At 47.0% G+C, this 21,022-nt stretch carries 39 protein-coding genes; 26 read left to right on the top strand and 13 right to left on the bottom strand.

Annotation, left to right across the window (positions count from 1 at the left end; all coding sequences use genetic code 11):
- A complete protein-coding gene (locus tag R8N46_RS19095; protein ID WP_140359991.1) occupies positions 1–366 on the top strand; it encodes a phage protein in 366 nt (121 codons plus the stop codon).
- 25 nt (positions 367–391) lie between these two features.
- Here the strand turns inward: R8N46_RS19095 and R8N46_RS19090 are convergent, their stop codons facing one another.
- From R8N46_RS19090 to R8N46_RS19040, 11 genes are all read right to left on the bottom strand, one after another.
- The gene (locus R8N46_RS19090) at positions 392–880 is read right to left on the bottom strand and encodes a hypothetical protein (protein ID WP_318098499.1); all 489 of its coding nucleotides are present in this window, start codon (positions 878–880) and stop codon (positions 392–394) included.
- Between the two features lie 10 nt (positions 881–890).
- Complete coding sequence (locus tag R8N46_RS19085) at positions 891–1,805, bottom strand: endonuclease/exonuclease/phosphatase family protein (RefSeq protein WP_276415164.1); 915 nt, start codon at positions 1,803–1,805, stop codon at positions 891–893.
- Positions 1,806–2,198: 393 nt separating this feature from the next.
- The gene (locus R8N46_RS19080; RefSeq protein ID WP_262637727.1) at positions 2,199–3,341 is read right to left on the bottom strand and encodes a zonular occludens toxin domain-containing protein; all 1,143 of its coding nucleotides are present in this window, start codon (positions 3,339–3,341) and stop codon (positions 2,199–2,201) included.
- Entirely contained in the window at positions 3,338–3,652 is a 315-nt protein-coding gene (locus R8N46_RS19075; RefSeq protein ID WP_017822026.1) for a DUF2523 family protein, read from the bottom strand. Before R8N46_RS19075 ends, R8N46_RS19080 begins: the two co-directional genes overlap by 4 nt.
- A gap of 1 nt (position 3,653) precedes the next feature.
- The gene (locus R8N46_RS19070; RefSeq protein ID WP_225466480.1) at positions 3,654–5,183 is read right to left on the bottom strand and encodes a methyl-accepting chemotaxis protein; all 1,530 of its coding nucleotides are present in this window, start codon (positions 5,181–5,183) and stop codon (positions 3,654–3,656) included.
- Positions 5,184–5,314: 131 nt separating this feature from the next.
- The gene (locus tag R8N46_RS19065; protein ID WP_017447548.1) at positions 5,315–5,548 is read right to left on the bottom strand and encodes a membrane protein; all 234 of its coding nucleotides are present in this window, start codon (positions 5,546–5,548) and stop codon (positions 5,315–5,317) included.
- Between the two features lie 10 nt (positions 5,549–5,558).
- A complete protein-coding gene (locus R8N46_RS19060) occupies positions 5,559–5,804 on the bottom strand; it encodes a single-stranded DNA-binding protein (protein WP_318098498.1) in 246 nt (81 codons plus the stop codon).
- A gap of 11 nt (positions 5,805–5,815) precedes the next feature.
- On the bottom strand, positions 5,816–6,169 hold the full coding sequence (locus R8N46_RS19055) for a DUF1293 family protein (protein ID WP_017822035.1): 354 nt from the start codon (positions 6,167–6,169) through the stop codon (positions 5,816–5,818).
- A gap of 3 nt (positions 6,170–6,172) precedes the next feature.
- Positions 6,173–7,321, bottom strand: coding sequence for a replication initiation factor domain-containing protein (locus R8N46_RS19050; RefSeq protein WP_041170645.1), 1,149 nt, complete (start codon positions 7,319–7,321; stop codon positions 6,173–6,175).
- Positions 7,305–7,520 carry a hypothetical protein gene (locus R8N46_RS19045; RefSeq protein ID WP_012842282.1) on the bottom strand — a complete coding sequence of 72 codons (216 nt, stop codon included), beginning with the start codon at positions 7,518–7,520 and terminating at the stop codon, positions 7,305–7,307. The genes R8N46_RS19050 and R8N46_RS19045 overlap by 17 nt, the downstream gene beginning before the upstream one ends.
- A 2-nt stretch (positions 7,521–7,522) precedes the next feature.
- Positions 7,523–7,795, bottom strand: coding sequence for a hypothetical protein (locus tag R8N46_RS19040; protein WP_318098497.1), 273 nt, complete (start codon positions 7,793–7,795; stop codon positions 7,523–7,525).
- Between the two features lie 122 nt (positions 7,796–7,917).
- Between R8N46_RS19040 and R8N46_RS19035 the strand changes: the two genes are divergently transcribed.
- Complete coding sequence (locus tag R8N46_RS19035) at positions 7,918–8,286, top strand: DUF3693 domain-containing protein (RefSeq protein ID WP_140211076.1); 369 nt, start codon at positions 7,918–7,920, stop codon at positions 8,284–8,286.
- Between the two features lie 18 nt (positions 8,287–8,304).
- Here R8N46_RS19035 and R8N46_RS19030 read toward each other — a convergent pair whose 3' ends face one another.
- Complete coding sequence (locus tag R8N46_RS19030; protein ID WP_021450889.1) at positions 8,305–8,568, bottom strand: helix-turn-helix domain-containing protein; 264 nt, start codon at positions 8,566–8,568, stop codon at positions 8,305–8,307.
- A gap of 144 nt (positions 8,569–8,712) precedes the next feature.
- On the opposite strand from R8N46_RS19030, the gene R8N46_RS19025 reads away from it, so the two are divergent.
- The 24 genes from R8N46_RS19025 to R8N46_RS18910 all read left to right on the top strand — a co-directional run bounded on the left by R8N46_RS19025 (position 8,713) and on the right by R8N46_RS18910 (position 20,129).
- Positions 8,713–8,904: a hypothetical protein gene (locus R8N46_RS19025; RefSeq protein ID WP_021450890.1), complete on the top strand. Its 192-nt coding sequence runs from the start codon at positions 8,713–8,715 to the stop codon at positions 8,902–8,904.
- Positions 8,901–9,161 (top strand): hypothetical protein, encoded by a 261-nt coding sequence (locus R8N46_RS19020; protein ID WP_021450891.1) that lies wholly within the window; start codon positions 8,901–8,903, stop codon positions 9,159–9,161. Before R8N46_RS19025 ends, R8N46_RS19020 begins: the two co-directional genes overlap by 4 nt.
- Before the next feature lie 59 nt (positions 9,162–9,220).
- On the top strand, positions 9,221–9,559 hold the full coding sequence (locus R8N46_RS19015) for a hypothetical protein (RefSeq protein WP_229613101.1): 339 nt from the start codon (positions 9,221–9,223) through the stop codon (positions 9,557–9,559).
- 2 nt (positions 9,560–9,561) lie between these two features.
- Positions 9,562–9,750: a hypothetical protein gene (locus R8N46_RS19010; protein ID WP_029796755.1), complete on the top strand. Its 189-nt coding sequence runs from the start codon at positions 9,562–9,564 to the stop codon at positions 9,748–9,750.
- Positions 9,747–11,603 (top strand): hypothetical protein, encoded by a 1,857-nt coding sequence (locus R8N46_RS19005; RefSeq protein ID WP_318098496.1) that lies wholly within the window; start codon positions 9,747–9,749, stop codon positions 11,601–11,603. Before R8N46_RS19010 ends, R8N46_RS19005 begins: the two co-directional genes overlap by 4 nt.
- A 56-nt stretch (positions 11,604–11,659) precedes the next feature.
- The gene (locus tag R8N46_RS19000; protein WP_170827827.1) at positions 11,660–11,815 is read left to right on the top strand and encodes a hypothetical protein; all 156 of its coding nucleotides are present in this window, start codon (positions 11,660–11,662) and stop codon (positions 11,813–11,815) included.
- Positions 11,816–11,818: 3 nt separating this feature from the next.
- On the top strand, positions 11,819–12,130 hold the full coding sequence (locus R8N46_RS18995; RefSeq protein WP_029845315.1) for a hypothetical protein: 312 nt from the start codon (positions 11,819–11,821) through the stop codon (positions 12,128–12,130).
- Entirely contained in the window at positions 12,123–12,668 is a 546-nt protein-coding gene (locus tag R8N46_RS18990; RefSeq protein WP_318098495.1) for a hypothetical protein, read from the top strand. Before R8N46_RS18995 ends, R8N46_RS18990 begins: the two co-directional genes overlap by 8 nt.
- On the top strand, positions 12,658–13,113 hold the full coding sequence (locus R8N46_RS18985) for a hypothetical protein (protein ID WP_318098494.1): 456 nt from the start codon (positions 12,658–12,660) through the stop codon (positions 13,111–13,113). Before R8N46_RS18990 ends, R8N46_RS18985 begins: the two co-directional genes overlap by 11 nt.
- Complete coding sequence (locus tag R8N46_RS18980; RefSeq protein WP_104980680.1) at positions 13,085–13,843, top strand: hypothetical protein; 759 nt, start codon at positions 13,085–13,087, stop codon at positions 13,841–13,843. Before R8N46_RS18985 ends, R8N46_RS18980 begins: the two co-directional genes overlap by 29 nt.
- Before the next feature lie 123 nt (positions 13,844–13,966).
- A complete protein-coding gene (locus R8N46_RS18975; protein WP_005457441.1) occupies positions 13,967–14,095 on the top strand; it encodes a hypothetical protein in 129 nt (42 codons plus the stop codon).
- A complete protein-coding gene (locus tag R8N46_RS18970; protein WP_025627792.1) occupies positions 14,095–14,922 on the top strand; it encodes a major capsid protein P2 in 828 nt (275 codons plus the stop codon). The genes R8N46_RS18975 and R8N46_RS18970 overlap by 1 nt, the downstream gene beginning before the upstream one ends.
- A gap of 9 nt (positions 14,923–14,931) precedes the next feature.
- A complete protein-coding gene (locus R8N46_RS18965; RefSeq protein ID WP_005457431.1) occupies positions 14,932–15,240 on the top strand; it encodes a hypothetical protein in 309 nt (102 codons plus the stop codon).
- Complete coding sequence (locus tag R8N46_RS18960) at positions 15,240–15,383, top strand: hypothetical protein (RefSeq protein ID WP_017636141.1); 144 nt, start codon at positions 15,240–15,242, stop codon at positions 15,381–15,383. The genes R8N46_RS18965 and R8N46_RS18960 overlap by 1 nt, the downstream gene beginning before the upstream one ends.
- Entirely contained in the window at positions 15,380–15,577 is a 198-nt protein-coding gene (locus R8N46_RS18955; protein ID WP_005457419.1) for a hypothetical protein, read from the top strand. The genes R8N46_RS18960 and R8N46_RS18955 overlap by 4 nt, the downstream gene beginning before the upstream one ends.
- The gene (locus R8N46_RS18950) at positions 15,562–15,948 is read left to right on the top strand and encodes a DNAase (RefSeq protein ID WP_213972560.1); all 387 of its coding nucleotides are present in this window, start codon (positions 15,562–15,564) and stop codon (positions 15,946–15,948) included. The genes R8N46_RS18955 and R8N46_RS18950 overlap by 16 nt, the downstream gene beginning before the upstream one ends.
- Positions 15,949–16,464, top strand: coding sequence for a hypothetical protein (locus tag R8N46_RS18945; RefSeq protein WP_029826361.1), 516 nt, complete (start codon positions 15,949–15,951; stop codon positions 16,462–16,464). It abuts the gene before it with no gap.
- Positions 16,461–17,225: a hypothetical protein gene (locus R8N46_RS18940; protein ID WP_318098493.1), complete on the top strand. Its 765-nt coding sequence runs from the start codon at positions 16,461–16,463 to the stop codon at positions 17,223–17,225. The genes R8N46_RS18945 and R8N46_RS18940 overlap by 4 nt, the downstream gene beginning before the upstream one ends.
- A 3-nt stretch (positions 17,226–17,228) precedes the next feature.
- Positions 17,229–17,948 (top strand): hypothetical protein, encoded by a 720-nt coding sequence (locus R8N46_RS18935; RefSeq protein ID WP_262594190.1) that lies wholly within the window; start codon positions 17,229–17,231, stop codon positions 17,946–17,948.
- 52 nt (positions 17,949–18,000) lie between these two features.
- Entirely contained in the window at positions 18,001–18,420 is a 420-nt protein-coding gene (locus R8N46_RS18930; protein ID WP_192947981.1) for a structural protein, read from the top strand.
- A gap of 61 nt (positions 18,421–18,481) precedes the next feature.
- A complete protein-coding gene (locus tag R8N46_RS18925; RefSeq protein ID WP_025625168.1) occupies positions 18,482–18,709 on the top strand; it encodes a hypothetical protein in 228 nt (75 codons plus the stop codon).
- Complete coding sequence (locus R8N46_RS18920) at positions 18,690–18,875, top strand: hypothetical protein (RefSeq protein ID WP_025543506.1); 186 nt, start codon at positions 18,690–18,692, stop codon at positions 18,873–18,875. Before R8N46_RS18925 ends, R8N46_RS18920 begins: the two co-directional genes overlap by 20 nt.
- 265 nt (positions 18,876–19,140) lie before the next feature.
- Entirely contained in the window at positions 19,141–19,515 is a 375-nt protein-coding gene (locus R8N46_RS18915; protein ID WP_213986788.1) for a hypothetical protein, read from the top strand.
- A complete protein-coding gene (locus R8N46_RS18910; RefSeq protein WP_318098492.1) occupies positions 19,500–20,129 on the top strand; it encodes a hypothetical protein in 630 nt (209 codons plus the stop codon). The genes R8N46_RS18915 and R8N46_RS18910 overlap by 16 nt, the downstream gene beginning before the upstream one ends.
- Before the next feature lie 22 nt (positions 20,130–20,151).
- Here R8N46_RS18910 and R8N46_RS18905 read toward each other — a convergent pair whose 3' ends face one another.
- Entirely contained in the window at positions 20,152–20,580 is a 429-nt protein-coding gene (locus R8N46_RS18905) for a phage protein (protein WP_318098491.1), read from the bottom strand.
- Positions 20,581–21,022: the final 442 nt, after the last annotated feature.

The following is a 21,022-nucleotide window of genomic DNA, read 5'->3' as shown; positions in this document are numbered from 1 at the left end:
ATGAAGTATCACGAAATGACTAAAAACTATATTTTTCGTGAATTTGAATGTGGTTTATCCGTCGAACAAGCTGCTGAACTTTGTTTGAAAACTGTGAGAACGGTCAAAGAATGGGATAAGGGGAAAACCATTCCACCGGAGTGTAAGCGGCTGATGAGAATGACAAAGGGAAGGGAACTGAGCCCATCTGACCAATGGGAACACTTTAAAATGCACTATGACAGATTGGAACTTCCGACAGGACAATTAGTTACGGCTCAACAAGTTTTGACTGGAATTGCGTTGTTAGAGATTGGAGCGTTGACTGATTTAGAAGCCGCAGGAAGAGTATTAAAGTATGCGAGGGCTCTAAAGAAGATTATGTGAAAAAGGCTCCGTGAGGAGCCTTTGTTTAAGGTTTATCAGTTAGATCGGTTATTTTTTGCGCAAACCTTACAATGATATTGAATGTATGTGGGTCTGCGACTATCTCTGCTAACGTATTAGCAACCGATTCTTGATCATAGCATGACCATGAATTATCTCTTGATTTAATCATTATCGGGTAGACATTATCTGATTTTTTATATAGAAAAAGCGGCTTGCTAGTTTCGTTTTTTGAACCGTCACGACCATCAGATAACGAACATTCATACCAACCAGTATGCTTTCTAACGTGTCTACCCATGTTTGCTGCCAATGATGAAACTAACTGATAAGGGTCTTTACTCTGTTCTTCTAGTTGTGGTGACCTAATCAATTTTATGCCTTCTATACCAACATATTCAGATATTGAGCTATTTAACTCGTCTAGGGTACATGAAAACTCGCGATTGGCAATTTTGTTGGCTTCGGACTGCCTTTTCGCCTCAGCTAGCGATTGTAGAAAAAGTTCTTTCATTCTAAACCCCTTAAGGATGAACTATATGAAGTGTAACAGGTAAATGGTCTACATATGAGGATGAATTGTTAAATAAGGTAAGTATTCGTCTTTCATCTATGATTTTTGTTGACGGTTCATCTAAATGCCATTGTGAAAACCCTAAGAAGCTTCCTGACACTAGTATTTGATCAAATGAATACCAATTTAAATGATCCACGCTATTGCCTTTAAAACGATAAGTTCCTACAGACTTACAAGATTTTATGTCTTTGTAGTAAGTGTACTGATCTTGCGAAACAGATAACTTCCAAAAAGGGTTGTATAGCGTATGTTCTGGTCGACTGTTGATGGCGTCATAACACTTGCTTGAATGCAAGTTGATATTTATGGATTTACTAAACGGGGAGTCATTGTAATCACCCATACAAATCACATTTTTTTTAGAAGGTAAGTTGTCAATATATTGCTTCAAACTATTAGCTGCAAACTCTCTCTCATCTTTTTTTCCTTGGAGGCGACTTGGCCAATGACTTATAAATAAATCGAATGTCGTTGGGCTATGGGTCTTAGTCGATATTGCGGTATGAATAGCTGCTTTTATGTTTGAGGTTCCGACACTCGCTATAATTGTGTCAACAAATCTTGCATCCACTTTTGAAGGGTTGTATAGCAGCATATGGTCAAAGTACGAGCCACCATTATCCGTTTTCTTAAGCAGGCTAAGTGTCTCCCAACCCTTAGTTTCAGCATACAACTCTATATTTTCTAGATTGTCGCTACCTACTTCAGCTAGGCCAATAACATCACTACAAGCTATAAGATAATCACAGACTATTTGGAAATCCACATATCCGCTACCTAAAGCTTTATTCCTGCCTTTTGGAGGAGTTAATCCACAGTTCCAAAATGTGAATCTAAGGTTTTCTAACTGGAAAAGCATCATGAGAACGGTATTTTCAAATCGCAAAAAGGATTATTTACAATAAGTTAAAGACATATGCAACATATGTTTTTTAATATAGACTCAAACATCTTCTCGTATACGGTAGAAAAATTATACACATTCATTACAGAATGTTTTATATCGTGATCTTATTGAGTTTCAGTGGAATTTACCCCCGTAATACAGATTCGGGGGTTTGCTCCGCTTTTAGGTCCCTCCCGCAAAGCGGGCCCCTCCCAAAATGCTCGCAATACCGCGCACATAATAAAAAAGGGCTCGTATAGAGCCCCATGATTAAGTTCGGTGTGGAAGTGCCAAGGTTTGGTGTCCTACATGTTCCGCTTCCTCGGTCTACGCAGACTGCGCTAGCTTCGACGCTGTGGCGAGCGGTCTCTAGATATGGACAGGCATGTTTTGCTGCAATATGTCTGATGGCTTTTCTCTTTGGCCGCACGTGAAAATCCTCTCTGTTTCTTCCCAAGTCACTCGATACACGCAATCGCTCAACACTTCGAACTGATACCCAATCTTTACCAAGTCCAGATGATCGAAACTGAATAGCTTGTCGCGGCCATCGTACACATCGATGTATATCTTGTAGAACGTCAGGTCACGGTCGAGTTCGGCAGCATACTTCAGCCGTTTGGCGTAGGCGATTTGCTTTGCGTATCCGGTGATGTAGAAGTCGTAATCCTCCAAAGGCCCGAATCCTGATGCTTTCTTTTTCTTCTTCGCTTTGGTTTCTGCCGTATCTACCGTTGGCGTTCCGTCAGGCAGCTGCGCTTGTACTGGGTGTGGTGGTTTAACGGGGTCGGGCGGTTGCTCTGGCTCCGGCCACCAAGCCCAGATATTGAAAACCAACCCAAGCGATAACAGCACCACCGTTCCGACGACAGGCCAACGCTTCCAGAACGGGCGAATGTCTTTTGCTTCGGCTTCCTGCACTTGCTTGTTGGATTGCGAATGACTCTTATAGAACGGGAAGTACTCTGACTTATAAAATCGGGTAGAGGTGTTCACCACTTCACCGGCACAACCATCTTGCACTTTCTTGGTGTAAGAACTGGTTGAACCCATGGCCGTGTTCTTTGTGCATCGGTAGGTCACTTCAATCATGTCCTTAATGTCTCGATGCACTTTGCGGATGTTCTGTGTAAGCAAGATGATATCGACACCGTAGTGACGGTGTATTGAGTACCATTCTAGAATCGGCGCGGCCAAGCCTCGACTTGGCAAGCTCATGTGCGCCTCATCGACCACATAAAGTGGCCCTTGTCCTTTTTCATTGCGCCATTCGTCCGAGTAGTCTTCAATCTGACTGAACGGACGCGAGGTTGAACCAAAATCCGTTAAACGGCCATCCACGATTTTGATGAGTTCTCGAACGTCTTCACCAAACACCTTAACGAACCAATCAATGTTTAAGGTGATATTGGTAATGACTTTGCGGCCATCCTTAATGGCCGGAATAATGTGATAGGCAACAGCCTCATACGTTTTACCGCCACCTGGTCTTCCTGCTATGGCGTATATCATGAGCCTAACCTCGTAAACGGAATCAATTGCAGCATCAAACGCACCGTAATAGCGGCCAGAATGATGGACAGACATTGAGGCACACCGACCGCCGCCATGACCCAAGCCACCGTAGGCGGAATGCTGGTCATGTACTGGCTCATATCGACCGGAGCGAATAGGGAGAACACACCAGAGAGCAACAGATTCACCATTGCCATGATTTGCTCAACCGCCCAAAAGAACAGGTCTTTGAGCATGTTGACCAGCGAGATTAAAAGCTGATAAAGGAACACCAACAGCTTGTTAAATAAATCGACTAACCAATCCATATTAACCTCCAAAAATAATACGACGCGCCGCAAACACTGACGTCATGATGAGCACCGCACGAATAAAACCGAACACCCAATCAAAGCTGATTTGCTCCTCAAAGCTGAAGTCACCGAAGAACGGCACAGGGAGCACGAAAGAAGGGCGCTTGGCACTGGATAAGTCGAGGTCACCAAACGAGTTTACAAAGTTGTCGATGGTGTTGTGTTTAAGATCATCTAACTGACCGGACACCAAACCACCTAAACCATCGGGATAGCCCGACTCATAAAAGCCAGTACAACTTTGGGACTCGATACACGTACCACCCGTACCTGCACCAGACGTATCTGTGTTTGCGATACCGTCTAAGGTGTCAGAAATACCGGAAACTTCATCCGCGATACCATCCATTGCCCCTGCAATTTTCTCTACATCGTCACCCACACCATTAACGGCATTGGTGTTCTTGTTCATGGCCGTGGTGATGTCAGCATTCGCTTGTTGGATAAGGGCCTTAGTGTTTTCGTAAATCTTGTTGTCGTTGATTTGCTGCTTTTGAATGGCTTGCGTATTGGTGACCATCGACGCATTCAGCGCAATGATTTGGTTTTGAACGTCAGCACTGGCTTGATTGATGTCGATGTTCATGTCATTCAGGGCTTTGTTGACGTCCTTATTCATCCCAGTAATGGCTTTCAGAACTGCCGTGTCTGTCGATTCATCGGTGTCAGGCTCTTCCACGTCTGGCTCACTGTCGGTATCCGGTGGATTTACCGTATTGGTTGAGTCGTCAGGTAATACGCTAGGGTCTTCGATGTCACCTGTCGGGTCGTCAGGTTCATGAATGGGGTCATCAGGAATAATAGGGGTGTCAGGGCCATCTTTACCCCAGAAGAGTGTGCCACCTTCACACTGATTGCCTTTGAACTGGAACGTTCCATGACAGATTGTGTTTTGTGTCCATTCGCCAGAATCAACGCCCGTACACAGCGTGGTATCACTAGGAATGCGTTCTAGTTCGCAACGGGTTGCGCCAAAATCGCCATAGCATGCCCCAGTAACTTGTTCACCGTAGACGTACGCCAGCCATTGAAGCAGCTTGGTTTCATCAATGGACTTTTTAAACTGGCAAGCGTCCATACAGGTGCCGTCAGGGTTTTCACCATACTCACAGGCAGGAACGATAGGTTCGCAGGTGACACTGTCACCATCCTCTATCATTTCATAGTCAGCTGGACACTTAGCCGTATCATGACGGAACCATACAGTTTGAATTTTCGGGAAAGAAGAGCTGTCGGTATTACACATTATACGTAAGCCGAACTCATCGCTATCCATGTAACATGACTTAGTGGAGAAGTCTTTGTATCGAACAAACTTATTTTCATAACAAGAGACATAAGAATAAGGATTAACTCTCATCCCCCTAGACAGCTTACAGTCGGGATAAGCGATAACATCTCTCACGGCGTAAGTAGGTTGAGCTGCGCTTGCATGCCATGACAGGAACAAGCACGAAAACAGAAGTAAAAAGAGTGATTTATTCACGTTTTCACCATTAAAAAAGGGGACCGAAGCCCCCTTATCCTCTAAAGTTTTGGCTGGCCACGTATCCGGCAATGCCACCCAAAAGCACAAAGACGATGAGTTGGACATCGTGGAGAACGGCCAACATAAACTTAAGCCTTGTTCACAGCACGCTTAGCAAGAGTGATGGATTTGTAAGCCATAGTAATGCCGACAATCACCAGACCTGCCGCGCCGATTTTGGTTGCCACACCTGATAAGTCGATAGCGGAGAACGGGTCAGCAGCACCACCTTCCGCCGCCATAGCAGGGACAGAAAGCACCGCAACAGTGACGGTTGCCACTGCTTGTTTACCGAACTTTTTAAGCGCGTTTAGACGTTTCATAACAGATTCCTCAAAGTAGTTTTATTAAACGTATTGCCATTTTGATGGCGTAAGTTGAGAGATATCCGCCAACGAACACCAAGGTGAAACCCAAGCCGAACGCTTGAGATATCTCTCCTGGAGTCAGCTGTGTGTAGCTCATTAACGTGTTATATTCTTGAGCCGTGACCATGACATAACCGCTGCATGAAGCCGCTTCAATGTCAGGAACGACAGCGAGAAAACCGTCCGCGTTAGGTAAAGCACACACAGGCATAACGAAATTCCTTATTTAGCCTTTAACGAGGCTTCAAAATGTTTCTTGATGTCGTCATCCACAGGGATGAGTTCTGTCACAATGGCACCTGCCAATGGATCGTCTGGGTTAATCTCCAAACGCAATTGGTATTCACGGCGAGGAACGAGAGCACCTGTGCGCTCAAGTAATAGGGCGTATTGATGATCAATCATCAACGGTTGATCCCACTGTGGGTTCACATCACCGGATTCACCGATAGTGCGGCGTTTGAATTTCTCTGAGTTGATTTCACGTAGAGGACGCGACACGTTCAGTTGAGCACTGTCACCACGTGCAGAGTTCCAAGTGATATCCATGCCAAGTACAAAAACGGATTTAGCCATTTGTTAAGTCTCCAATATGTGAGTCACCAACTTGCCGTAGGTATCGGGGAAGGTGAATTTCGTTCCATCACGGACAAGGGAACCGACCACGGTTTCAATGTCGCCCTCATGGAACTCGATAAGTGAATTAAGGATTTTCCCGTACTGGCGACGCATCCAATGCGCAGAGGCCAACAGGTCTAACGCCGCGCGTTTAGTCGGGACAGGTTTGGTATTGAATTTCTTAGCGGTAGAAATAGACGCAGCGAAATCATTGAGCGCGGCATACGCGCCAGCCGGATTCAGCAACACATCAACATTCCATTTTTTAAGCTCAACTTCAGAGCGATACCAGACAAGACCCGTGTTCGCGAGTTTCTGCTCAAGCGCCTTGTTGTAGATACGCCAGTAAATGCGCGAGGTACGCGAACCAATCGAGTATTGCTCTTTGGTGTAAATCGGTTTGCCATCTTTGCCGATGCTGGCAATGGTCATATCTTCATGAAGCACAGGGCCACGACCACGTTCTGCGGTGCGGAAACAGTCGTCACGCCACGCCTTGTAAGCGTATTCGCAATCAAAAATGCCGTCGTAATCGTCATAGGCCAAGTCAACACGCGCCAGAGTTTGCACACCAAGGACATTAGTCAGCCAGTCATGCAGCGACCACGTAGGACGACGGGCAAATACATGCTTGCATCCCGTTCCGTTGATTTGGAAATGCACCGTGTCATTGTTACCGCCGATACCAACGAAGCCGCAGAAGTCCTCACCATCTGGCGAAGTCAGTTTCATGGATTCGGTGTAGAACTGGAAACCCAAACCGCGAGGTGCAGACAGCGACAGACCAAGCACTTGATTGGTGAAGATGCGCAAGCAATCTTCCAAGTAGTTGCGATAGCAGATATCAAAGGCTTTGTTGTACGCTTCAATTTCTTCAGACGTCTTAGCGACCGTCGGATTAAACACAGGTGGAGCAGGGAACTTAGGCGCTCGACAGTGACGCTGTAACAGTCCTGATTTGGCAAAGCCTTTGTATTCTTCATGCTTGTGCAATCGACGAACGGCGTCATGACAATGACGTAAGTCTTTCACAGCAAACGTAAAACACAGGTAATCAATATGAACGCTTTGCTCATCGAACTTCTTGAGGATGTTAGTTGCGGTAGTCATCAAACACCCCCAAATTGATGCGTTGTTCAACGGTCGTGTTGGTGATGGACACCAACTCATAAGAAGCGAACTGAGACGAAGCCCAAGACTCAAGATGAGACATGGATTTAAGCAAATCCCATTCGTCGCAACCTTTGACCAACACAGAAACCGTGTAGTCAGGCAGCAAGTCGTAATAGATGATTTGAGCTTCGTTCATGATTACTGAGCCTCAGCGATTTTTGAAAGAAGAGTGCGCTTTGGTGCGTTTTTGATGTAAACGCGAAGATCATCAAATTCGTTTTGTGTCAGCTTGCCGTCGCTCATGAACTCGTTAAGCATTGGAGTAGCGGATGGATTTTCTTCAATCCAACGTTGAACTTGAGCGTAAGAGCTCGCAGGAACGTCAAAATTCGCTCGGCCATAGAAGATAAACGCAATAGCTATGAGCCCAGCTAACATACATAAAAGCTCAAGTGGTTTATTACGTTCCATGAGTGCAGCTCCAAGGTGGTGATTAGTTGCGATTTATGGCAATCCTAGTTGCGAGAAATGGCAACTGCAAGATGCGATTTATGGCAACTTTGTAGCTACAATGAGAAGAAATGGAGGTTCTTATGTACACAGCAGAATTAATTAACGCCTACAAAAAGGCGAAAAACTACGTACAAGATAAGCAGGTTGCGCACGATTTGAATCTAGACCCGCCGAAGATTAGTAAAATCCGTAAAGGTGTTAGGCAACTTACTGATGAAGAAGCAGTTTTTCTTGCGCATGGCGCAGGTATAGACCCTGAGATTGCGTTACTAGGATGTCACGCTGATCGCAATGAAAACCCAACTATAAAAAGTATGTGGGAAAGCATTGCAAAAAAGTATAACGGACTTGGATTATCAAGCATTTCAATGGTTTGTGCCGGATTGGCTTTAGTGATTGCAAGTCCACAGGAACCACTATTACAGTGCGCATTATATGTGATGTGGTAAAACCGCCAGTTAAAAAAACTAAGCGGCGGAGATTTGATGTAAGGCGTTGATTAGGCGGGGGTTTTTGTACTTGTCGTCAATGAGTCCACTGACGACACATTGATCCTCTAAATTTAACATATCAGCGATTTTGAACGCGACTTCCCAATCCATTGAGTTTTGTTCTTTCCGCCAACGATACAAACGACTGTGGTTAACGTCTAGTTTTTGCGCCAATTGGTACTCTGACGTCAGTTTGTACTTGGTTTTAACCGCATCCAACAGTTCATTTGTGTAGTTCATTTTCTTCGCTCTCCCATGCTCTCAAACACCATAATAGAGGATCATATTGTCGTTTTCACCATGCACGCAGGGTGTGCATACACGGTCATGTTGTGTATCGTTTGAATCAGTTCATAAATGATACAAGCTTGCGGAGGCTACAACATGGAACGTATCGTTACCGACCCAATTCATTTACCTTGCCCAGATATGGCAGGGTGCATCAATCTAGACCCAGCCAAGACGGCAAACTCTCTCAATAAGATAGCTCAACTGCGCGAGAAGTTCGCTGAGCAATTCCCTAAGAAGAAACAAACCTACATTCCTACACGTTTTCGTCAGGGGGTTGTAGCATGAATTTGAGTATCTGGAAAACGCGCCGCAATCAGCGCCAACTTGTTGCATCACAATGCAATGGAACTCATATTTACTTCGACAGTTTTGAACTTGAAACCTCTGAAGCCTCACTTTGGCTTTTCCAAGGCATGACGCTTGTTGCTTGCATCAAAGCACAAAACAACTCCTTAACCGACATTACCAACACGGCTCAACGTATGGCGACGCTTGGCGCGCAAAACAACGGTGAGTCATTGGTTCAAGTTGAGAGGGCGTAATCATGAAGATTTCAAGTAACCGAGATTTTAGAGACGCCATGCTTTATGTGGAAAATCTGATGAAGCAAGGCAGCTATGTTGGGTTGGTCAATTTTGCAATGAGATTGGCAAGTGATAATCGTGAGCGTGAGGATGCGGTAGATATATTGATTGGGCGTTGGATTCATCACAGAAGTGGGCTTCTGACGTTTGATGAAAAATCCATGATGGCATTGCGCTCGGAAAAACTGGCTAGCAAATTAATCGAATTTAAGCATAAATTAAAAATCCGCAAGCAAGATGAAGCGCCCCAAGTGGGCGCGGATTCTTCCACCGAGCTTTGTGACGGTTGTAAAAACACGTTCAAACAAGACCACGTTATTTGCCCTGATTGCTCTCAGTTGGCTGAGGGGATTTAATCGTGAATCTGCATGTACTTGGTGTGTTTATTGTTGGTTTGCTGTGTTTCTGCATGGGTAAAGACCATTCCGGAAAGGCGTTCAACTGGTCAGATTTAAGCGACGGTGAAATTATCATTTTAGTTTGGGCGGTTGTGGGCTGCGTGTTTTACCTACTTGATTACTCGCAAGTAATAAGAGAGGTGTTATGAAGCACCTATACCAACCGCAACCAGAGCGAAAAATCACCAATTTACTTAGCCCGCACGATGTGGGCTTTATTACGGCGTTAGCGCAAGATGTTACCGTTACCGAGAAAAATATCGCCGCTATCGAAAGCGGTTTTTTTAGTGCTCCAAACCGTGATTGGATGGAAAGTGAACTGCAAAAGTTCAATTCATTGGATCAAATCCACCATTTACGCACCTTAAAAAGTGCCGAACTTGGGCGCGAAGCGCTGGACGAAGTCCAGAAAAGACTAGGCTCGTCAAAGGGCGCAAAAGTCGGACACGGAAAACGTAAGCAGATAGACCGCTTGATGACCCGTTCTCGACGTCTGCCGCCGCGCCATAAAACGAAATCGTTTTGTGGCGACAACGTGACCGATGAATATCGGGCACGCTCACAAGCGCAAACAGGTTGGATTCGTAACGAAAACAACCGTCTTGAATGGCAACCGATTGGCACTAGCCGAGCGTATTTGATGTCCCGTGGTTGGGCGCAACAGATGAAAATGCAGGTGAAATACCACCCAAGCCCGTCCGAAGCACCCGCGCCGCAAAGTGGTGAGCGTTTCACTGACAAGCTAAACCCACGCGCTGTAAAGAAAATCTTTGAATCGGGCGCTTATGTCGCCGCGTGTCACGGTGGATTCAGCACGTTTCTCACCCTGACGTTTACTCAAAAGCAACGCGACCGCATTTTTGGTGGCGAAGCGGTCACGGATGAGGGGCTGCCATATTGCCCAATCCAAACCACGATTGGTGCCGAGGTATCCCGTTTTCTAAATGGCCTCAAGAAAATGTACCAACGCGGGTTTGAATATTCCGCAAGCGAGGCGGGGTCACTTGGGTTAGACGGTGACAAAGTCAAAGTGAATGGTCGAATTGGCCGCCCGCTTAAAGCCGCTTGGAAAGATGACGACGGTATCAAGCACGTTAAAGAAATTCATGGACCAACCGCCAACCCGTTTGATTTTCATTACATTTGGGTCGCGGAATCTCCGGCGAATGAAGATGGTGAACCTAATCCCCATGTGCATGTGCTGCTGAATTGGCGAGTGGAACAGCACCACTTTGCAGGATGGGCGAACCGCATCGAGCAGCTTTGGGGCAATGGCATGGCACATCTGGAGAAAATCAAATTCAGCGAAGCGGCGGCGGGGTACCTCATCAAAGCCGTAGGTTACGCGGCCAAGGGCGATAACGCCGACCAAGGACTGATAAAAGGCAATCGCTACAACATCGCACGCTGTAGCCGTGCCCCTGATTGGGATGTATTGGCATCGTTCGAAGTGGACAACATGACGGGCATCATCAAAGAGTGCGGTTACATGTTGGAGCAATGGCGCAAGCCGATGCAGCGAGAAATCCGACGCAAAGAAACCAAAAAGCAAGATGCGATTCGCGCTATCGACATCAACCGCAAACAAGGCAATCACGATGCCGTTCAAAAGCTTAACCATTTGATTAAGAAGCTAGACCACGAAGCACGCCAGATTCGCAACCAAATCAAGAGTCGCGGCACGTTCGCCAGTAGCTTGAACCAATTTTCTATCGTGTTTGAGGGCGAAAAATCCAAACACAAGGCGGGGGCGTTTTTGTATTGGGCACGCGGTGCGCGTGGTTGGTCGATGAAGTGTACCGCCGAGCGTGATGGTAATGATTTGACGTTAACTCGTGACGACGCCACCGACCTTTACAAAGAACAGTTTGAACGATTTCAACTACGACAAGCCGACTGGAAAAATCAGTTAGCACAAGAGCGGCCGCCAGAGCCGGACATTAACATAATCAAGAGCAATGACATGGCGATTTACCATGATTATTGCCACTACGTTCATTAGCCCGTTTGGGCATTGCTTGCGACAACGATTTTCAGCAACTAGGTAAGGACAACCCAATGAGCAACATCGACAAAATCACCCAAGAAATGGAAGCCGAAGTGAAGCGCAGCAAAGGCGGCGTGTTTTGGCGTCTCATGTTGGTCTGGATGAAGGAAGTCAACAAACAGATTCAGAACAAACCAAACACCGATGAAGAACTAGCCGAGGCTTAAACAATGGAAATGCTATCTCTTAAAGAATGTCAGCAAGCAATGGCCGCGCTCGATGCGGCCGACAAACTCAACGCCAGTGTCGAAAAGGAGTTGAGCCAGTTTAAAAACATGGACACCAACGCGATTATCAAGCGCGCAAGCAAGATGCTCATGACGGGTAACTTGTCGCTTGAAGCGTTTGGTTTAAATCCGACGCTGTTCGACCAAATCGAGCAGCTTACCAAGCTCAACAACAAAGTGCGTGAAAAGTATCGTGGTTGTGTCAAAGGCAACATGCAGCAATTGGAAACAGTCGAGGCGGCCGCCGATGAGTAAACACCCAAACCCAATTCGCGGGCACGTATCGTGCCCCGTTTGCCAAAGTCCCTCAACCGTGCATCGTGTCGGTGAGGGCAAGCTGATTGCTGAGGGCGAGCCAACCAAAAACGGGCGCAACTTAGGACTGCTGTATTACAAGTGTCCGAGCTGTGGCAACAGCCCAATGAGCAAGAGCATTAACGCTTTTGTAGAAACCAACATGGTTGACTCGGTTGAACAGTTAGAGGTGAGTGACACTGTCACAATTGAGGCTGAATCGCCAACGGTTGAACCAGTGCCCGACATCGTTGCAAGCACTGATATGCCTAGCATTGCGGCTGATGAACCAGTGGAAGCGCCAAGCGTTGAAGCCGAGCAAGTAACCGAACCGGAACCCGCTCCAACGCCCGTTAAAAATCCGCCGTTTCCAGTTAAAAAAGTCTTAGCGGGGATAGCCTTTGTCGCTTTGCTGATTTGGGCGATTCGTCAACTGATGCCAACCAAGAAACCAACCGAACCAGATACCGAACAAGGGGAGCCAATCAATGCAGGATGAAATGGAAAACCAACCAGAGTTAGATGATTGGGGCGACTTTTCCGCGGTTATCAGTGGACTGGAGCAAACCGAAGTCAGCGAGTTAACCGACTTACCAACCGAAGCGGCCAACGATGACAACCACCAACCCGCGGGTGAAATGTTTGAGAGCGCATTGTCGGTGCTGTTCACCATTGCCGAGCAAGCGACGTCGATTATATCCGGTGTGGATTTTGAGTTTGACGAAAAAGGCAAAGCGGCGGTGATTGATGCGGCGTTGCCTGTGTTGGAAAAACACAGTGACAGCGTGTCGTCGCTGTTTGGTGATTACATGCAAGAGGCCGTTCTCGGCTTGGCGGTGTTGTCGCTGGTCTACAGTGCCAAGAAAACCATGGCATACCAAAAAGAGCTGTTAGCGATAGAGGAGGAAAAACAGCGTGAGCAAAAAGAAAAAGACGCCGCTTAAATTCCCCAATCCGGTCAACTCCAACCCGTCACACGATGCCGAGCATGTCATCTATGTGGCGGGCACGGGCGGGGGTAAAACCTCCGCCGTTAAGCACTTAGGTTTAGTGCCAAAAGCCGCGCAAGCGGTTTTTTTTGACCCTTACCGCAACTATGCGGGGGCGAAATTCCGCGGCCAACAATGCCTTGAAACCAGTTCTCGCGTGGCGTTCGTCAAGGCTTTGGTGATGGCACGTAAACGCGGCAAGTCGTTCAAGTTGGCGTACATTCCCAAAGATGGGGCTTGCTCGGAAGAATTGGAGTTCTTCAGTGCCGCGGTATGGGCGGTGGGTAATGGCGACGCTAAACAACTGCATGTGATCATCGAAGAGCTAGCAAGCTGCGTGGAAACGTCCGGTAAACTCAAAGGCAAAGCGGGCGAATTGTGGCGCGGTGGGCGTCAATATGGGCTTGTACTGCATTCGATTTTCCAACGCGGGCAGGAAGTACCCAAGACCGTGACCGAGCAATCACCTGTATGGTGGATTGGTGCGGTCAACTCGATGGCGGATGCTCGATGGCTCGCCGATAAAAAAGGCTTGTGCGTCGATACCTTGGCGGGGTTGAAATCAGCCAAGAACAACAAAGCCGCAATTGGCAAGCCGATTGCCGAATATATGCTCGTTCGTGACGGTATTGGCAACGTGGAAAAGTCCTCATTTAACTGCCTGACGGGCACCATTCACCGTTAATTTCAACGCTCATTCAACCTATAGGTTAACCACTTAACCTATAGGTTGCTCTCACTTCCAAGCCTGTCCGTTTCCCTGTTTCATGAAATCACTTTTTAACCGTGTACAACCGAAAGGGACAACATGAAACAGCAACACAAAAACCTACTGATGGCACTGATTATCACGTTAATCGTGATTGCCGCTATCAACAACATCAGCGTGCTAAATCCAGTGCGTGAAACTCTTAACGGCGAAAATGGGTGGTTCTAATGGAAGCACTAAAACAACCTTTTAACCCGCGTCCACGTGAGCTTGACCCTGTTGAGGGTGTGAACTGGGGCAACCAAGCCACCTTGCGCTTGGTATCGGGTCCAACCTACCAAAACATTGAACTGGTGACGGACATTCTCGACGCGGCAGACATCGAGCGCATCACGGTAAAAGTGAACGGCCGTGAAATCGTCAACGTCACGGGTCAAGACCTTATCGACTTGCAAGAGCACAAGAAAGAATACGTGCAAGCGGGTCGCTACGTGCTGAACTTCTCGGATTTGTCGATGCGTACCAAACTGGGTATCCGTACAGGTGAGCTTGTGACGCTGCAAGGCGAAATCTGGTTTATGTACATCCAGCTAAAAGCCAAAACGGGTGCCGCGGCACCAATGATTCGCGCTCGTGCTCATACCACGGCGGCGCAAAGCCAACGCATTTACATGCCGCGCATCTATTCCCAAACGTGGTACGCCGCATCGAGTGGTCGCACACCGTTTGACTTTGCCGAGCGTAGCGCGGCGCTGTCTATCAAGCGTTTGCACCTCAAAGACAACACCATTGAACGCGTTCGCGTCCTGCGTGATGAACGTGAAGAGCTCAACGTCAACAAGGCCGATAACGCCTACGACTTAGCCGCGGCGGGTCGTGAGCAGAATGCGGGCTTCTTCTCGATGGACTTCACGCGTTGCGGTTTTGGTAGCGAAGCACGTTTACCAACGGCGGCCATGAAACAACTGGCGTTTGAAGTGGAAAAAACGGCGGCGGGTAGTATTCCGGTGCTGATTGAAGCCATCGAACAAGTGGCGGTGCCTACCGCGCAGTAAGGGGGCGTTATGGCGCAAGAGCAAAGCATGTGGGGGTCCATTTGGGACGGCGTCCTAGAAACGGGCGGCGAACTGATGACCGACGTTACCGACTTGGGCAAGGACTGGCTTGGCGTGAAGATTGAAAACGAAGCCGACCGCGTCCAGTCGAGTAACCCAGATGAACAGCGAAAGCACAATAACGACTACCAACAACCCACGGGTGAGCCTGTGTACACCTCCGCATTTGCGGGGGTGACCACCACGCACCTGATGATGGGGATGCTGTTCGTATTGTTGTTATTGGCGATGTTCTACGTCGCTAAGGGGAAGAAGTAATGCCGTTTATTCCATACCTGATTGCAGGTGCGGTGGGCGTATGGGCGGGCATCAAAGTCTCGGGCGGGTTTGACCGCATCGGATGGGTGCTTGGTCTGCTTCTGGTGTGTTATGTCCTGTACAAGAAAGGATTCAAATTATGATTGGTGGGCTTTTAGGGAATTCCGGCTCGATGCCAATTAGCGCCAACGGTGGTCCCGCGGTCAGCGGTGCCGATGGCGAATCAAGTGGCAGCCTATCGGTAGGCAATATCAACATGGGCGGGGGCAATTCCACCACGTTGATGATTCTTGTAGTGATTGTGATTGCGGCGGTGTTGCTATGGAAAAAGAAGTAATTGAAGTCGTGACGCAATCGAAACGTGCGCTTGGGGAGCTCAAGCCCGCGTTTCGCGCTTGCCCTGATGCGTATGTCGAACTGTGCAAAGCGGTCAAGGATGGCCGCGTGAGTCTGTATCGCCTTATCAGCAATGAAAATGATCTCATCATTGCGGGTGAGCGAGACGGGGAAAACTACTTTTTGTGGGGCGTTGCGGGTCGTGGTCTGCGTTCGGGGATTATCCAGTTATGCAAAGTGGTGAAAGCGGCGGGCATGTCATCCATGACCGCCGATACCGCCTTTGATGGCGTTGCCCGTTTGGTGCGCTCAATTGGCGTCACCGCCAAGCAAGACGGTGACTTTATTCGTTTGGATTTGGGAGTGCAGTAGATGGGTAGTTCTAAATCAAAATCGAGTAATACCAGTAACACCACTAACGTCAGCGGTCAGAATGCCATTAGTGGCGATAACCTCGGTGTGGCGATTTCGGGCGTGAATAACTCGACCATCAACACCACCATGACCGACCACGGCGCAGTGAATGCCGCCATGGAACTTGGCGAACAGGCCTTTGAGTTTGGCGGCGAGATGCTCAACAGCAATGAGCGCATTTCGCTTGAAGCGATGGACACCACGCACGACATTGCCGAAACCGCCATTGATGAAGTGGCCGACTTTGCGGGCGATTCCTTGGCGACCTACGCCTCAACCAACAGCGAAAACCTCGATATGTTGGCAGGACTGGCGGGCAACCAAGCGGCGCAGAACTCGAAGAATCTACAAGCCATGATGGACTTGGCGAAATTCAAACAAGACGGCGGGCAAGTCGAAACAAGCAAGATGATGGTGGTATTAGCAATCGTGCTTGTGTTGGTGCTTGGCTACGTAATGGTGAAGAAACGATGAACACGCAACTATTAGCGGGTCACGCCATCCCGCTGACGCCAGATGGTAATTGGCTGTATCTGAAAGCGGCGCAAGCTGAGATTGAAATCTATCGTGAATCGTCCGGTGAGCGCGTCACGCTTGGTAAGTCGTCAGTGTTTAACGTGGGCGAGGGTAAACACCTTGGGCGTTTGCTTATCTCAAGCCGCACCGATAACCAGATTGAAATTCAATTTGGCTTTGGGATGTTCACGCCGCCCGTTGAGGGTCAAAGCGTCGTGGTTCAAGCACTGCCAAATGTGGTGATTGAACAAATGCCAAGCGTGACGGTTGAACACTTACCCGCGGTAGAAATCGCGCCCAATCAACAACTGGCAGTGAATCAGCTTCCCGCGGTTGAATTGGCCGCGAATCAACAGCTCGGCGTCACGACGTTGCCGCCTGTTGAGTTCAAAGCGCCGCAACCCGTGAATGTTCAATCGTTGCCATCGGTGGAAGTGTCCGCGTTGCCCGCGGTCACGCTCGAAGCAACGCAAGTGGTGAAAGTGGATAAGCAAGTCAGTGGAAACCTCATCACCGAAGCGGTGAGCGTGTTCCCGCACAGCATTGCGCAAAACGCCACACGCAAAGCCATCACAATTAAGGCGGCAAAAGCTAATAGCGCCTCGGTGTTTATTGATGCGTTTGAACTGGAAGCGGGCGAGCGCATCACCATTGAAAGCACGGCCGCAATGACACTAACGGGCACGGCGGGTGACGCCGTCACATTTATGGAGATTTAACGCATGGGACAAGTACGAGAGAACCTACCCAACGGCGACCCACGCAACAAAATTGAATATCTTGCAGACATGCTAGATAGACTAGAAAAACAACTACCAAGCGAGCCAATCGAACCAGTTAAAGCCATCTTTCTGGATGCTAAAACGATAGATTTATCGAGAATGCCTATCTTGAACGTCACACCAGACCCAAAGGTTTTCGTTAAAAAGCTGACTTTCGACTTTTACTCAGAAGAAAGGTTTTTACCGCACAATTATATTGTGCCGCCAACGAGTAACTTTCCTTCAGAAAGGCGCATGTACTGCGCGGGCTACGGTCTTAGCTTTTTTAACCGACATCATGTCGATGATACCAGTCCGTTAAAGACCTCCGAATACGTCAACGACATGACCAAATCAGTCGGGGTTATGAGTGTTGACGGTAACTCGGTCAATTCTTTGAATACAGCGGGTTGGCTATTTGATGGCAACAAACACCATATCGAAGTGGTTTATACCCCAGGTGAGTTGGTTTCGAATATCGGCGGTTTAGCGTTTACTGGTTGCGTCTGGAACCTAAAAGGCTACGACGCCGACGATAACTTGATTTTCCATTTGCCATTAACAGGTGGTGAAGGCGAAATCGCGCAAGGGACAAGCTTTTACGATTTGATTCGCGGTGAGCATTTTGAAACCCAAGTGCCATTAAAGTGGGTAGAGCTGCCGTCACACGTAAAGGCATAGCATGCATTTTTTACTTTTAAGCATTGTCATTCTAGGGATGGGAGCTTTTACTATGACAACCTCAACCACATCAAGCGTTCGCGGAATTCGCATCCATAACCCGCTTAACATTCGCATTGCCTCTAATGCGTGGAAAGGCAAGGTGACGCCGTCACGCGATAAAGCCTTTGAAACCTTTAAAGCGCCCGAATGGGGCTTTCGTGCGGGAGCGATTTTGCTGCGTAACTACCAACTACGCCACGAACTGCACACACTAACCGAAATCATTCACCGCTTTGCGCCACCAAACGAAAACCACACAGCCAACTATGCACGCTTTGTCGCGGGTCGCGTTGGCGTCGGTATGGATGAGCGCATTGATTTGGTGAACAACAAGCCGTTGCTGGTCGAAGTGCTTCACGCCATGAGCATCATGGAAGTGGGTCGCCATTACAGCAAGCACACGGTACTGAAAGGTGTCGAGTTAGCTTAAAACGTCGTTGAAAACGTCATTGATAGCGTCATATGACGTTTGATTATATTAAGGAAAAAGTATGTTTGAACGTTCAACATTAAAAGGCTTTGCGTTATTGGGTTCGGTCATTGCTGCGGCGACGGGCTACGGCCATTTATTCAGCGTGGAATTGACCGATACGGGCGTCAATTTTGGTGGTGCGGTTGGCTTGGCAATTCCTGCCGTGATTGGTGCGTATGAAGCGTTACCGGACAAGTGGAAACCAAGCAAAAAAGTAGGGGGCTTGGATGGAGAGCGCCCTAGTTAACGCCTTATCTGGTCTGGGTTTTTCGTCTGAATCGCTTGTGCTGTTTGCTTTGATGGGTATGAACTTGAAATACCAGATTGCTATCAATAAGCAGTTAACCCAAGGGCTGCAAGAGGTACGAGAAAGTGTTTTGGTTCTAACGGCCACGCGCAACAATGAAAGCTAAGGCTTAAACCTTGCGAACTGGTTCGAAACGTTACTAATGACGATTTACACAGCGAGTAGGGAGCCGATACTTTTGGCGGGTCGATTGACCTCGATAGGCTTCAAATGACGCCACCAAAGCAGAAGCCTGAAAAGCCGAACCCTTAGCGATGGGGTTCGGCTTTTTTTGTTTGTTGCATATGCATCATTTTCATTAGCTCGGTGTTGCTCATAAGTATGGCTGCGAGCAGAATTATACCGATACATTTGGCATTCAAAGGTTACTTATGAGTAAAGAAAATCCATGGGAAAAAGTAAAAATCACGAACAAAAATAAATCACTTTATGGGGCTATCGCTTTTATTTTTGCTTTGTTAGTCGTTGCAAGTGCGTCGAATAATAATGGGCATCAAGCCAATTCAGAATCGAACCATACAGAGTCGAACTATTCAGAACCATCAGAAAGCAGCGTTTCAGCCTGCAAGTCACTGATTAGTAGAAAGACATCTTACAAGATTGATAGGCTCAGCCACATTGGTAGTAACAAAGGCAATCCGGTTATTACGTACTATGTTGACCCAGATTTAACTCATAAATTTCAATGCATAAATGGTGGAGTTCAGTTATGGGCAAAAGGAGCAGGGGTATGGATGTCAATGTAAAGGAAGATAGCATGCGGAAATACTATAAATTTGGGTTAGGAGCGATACTGATAACTGCGTTCGTATACTTTCTATTTTTTGGTGTAATAGAAAGACACCCTCTTTCAAATGACACGTCGGCTTGGGGAACGTTTGGCTCTTACTTTGGAGGAGTTCTTGGGCCAGTCTTGTCATTTTTGGCGTTTGTCATTTTGGTTAAGACACTTGAATCTCAGCAAAAAGAAGCGGAGAGACAAAGGAAATTTTCTGAAATAGAGTTAAAAAGTTCAGCTCTAGAAAACGCCGCGAACGAGTTTGAATCTTTATTAAATAAACCAAAGAACTCAAATGGTCAAACTATCTATGATTCTGTTGTAAATAAACGTACGGGCTCTGTTGAAGATGCTAAAACGGCACTAATACCGCTCGTTTTTATCGCTTATTACATCAAGGATATTAAAGATTCTCTAGCGGATTATTACGGTGACGACACTGGTATTCAAACGTTGAGCTTTCAGCACCGCTGGACATTTAAATACTCAAAGTTAGCTCTATCGGCCAAAGAGTTGGTCGGGGATGATTACTTACCATCCGATAAGTGGCAGATTCTACGTGATGGTGGTCTATTGATATAAGGTGGTAAATCACCACCTTATTTTACTTATTGCCCCTAAATTTAGTTGGTATCCATGGAGCTGCATTTCTACGACCACCTCGAAACGGGTGCGGTGTAGATTGCAGCTCTGTGATCTTAGGCGCTTCGATGTGACCATATCTAGCGACCAATTCCTTGTATTCATCACGCCAAAGGGCCTGTTCCTTTAACTCTGTCGGACTGAGTTGACGACCGTCAGGACAAATCAACACAGCGCGTTTCTCATCAATCCGAAATCCAGACCAACGATTGTCATTTGGCAGGAAACCGAGGCTTTTAATCAAAAGCAGCTTTTCAGCCATTGGATTTATCAAAATGCGGCCATCTAACCAACGACGAACGGTGACAGGTTTTACGTGAAAAAACTCAGCGCCGTGCTTAATACTCGTGAAGTTTTGCCAAAACAACGTAGTGAAAGATTCTTTTGTCATGTGATGTGCCTCGAAATTCTTTATATTCTTAAAATTTTTTTTCGTGTGGCAAAGCCGAAAAATTTAACAAATCACGACTTAGGCCAAAACGCGTGGGTGGCGATGTTAATGAGGCATTAGAGAGAGAAAAAACAAACTTAAGTAAAATGCGACTGACAAAACAAGGACTTATATTTTGTTGAGTCGAAATTAAATCAGGAAGTATCAGAGCGTAAATCGGTGTAACTAAAACTAAAGTCAGTGCGTATTATATGTGTTATGTTAAATTAAATATTGCTGTACGCTAAATGCTGTCTGAGTATGCTCCTATTCCCCTGCAGATTTTAAATTTAAGGGCCTTACTGTAAGTATTAAACATAATGGTTATTTACCATAAAATACTTAATATAGATCTTAATAATCTATCGATTGTTAAGATCTATATTAACGCCTTTTTGCTTAT

Source organism: Vibrio sp. 1874, assembly GCF_033344395.1.
In the GTDB taxonomy this organism is placed as follows: Bacteria; Pseudomonadota; Gammaproteobacteria; order Enterobacterales; family Vibrionaceae; genus Vibrio; species Vibrio alginolyticus.
This window is presented reverse-complemented; position numbering and strand designations above follow the sequence as displayed.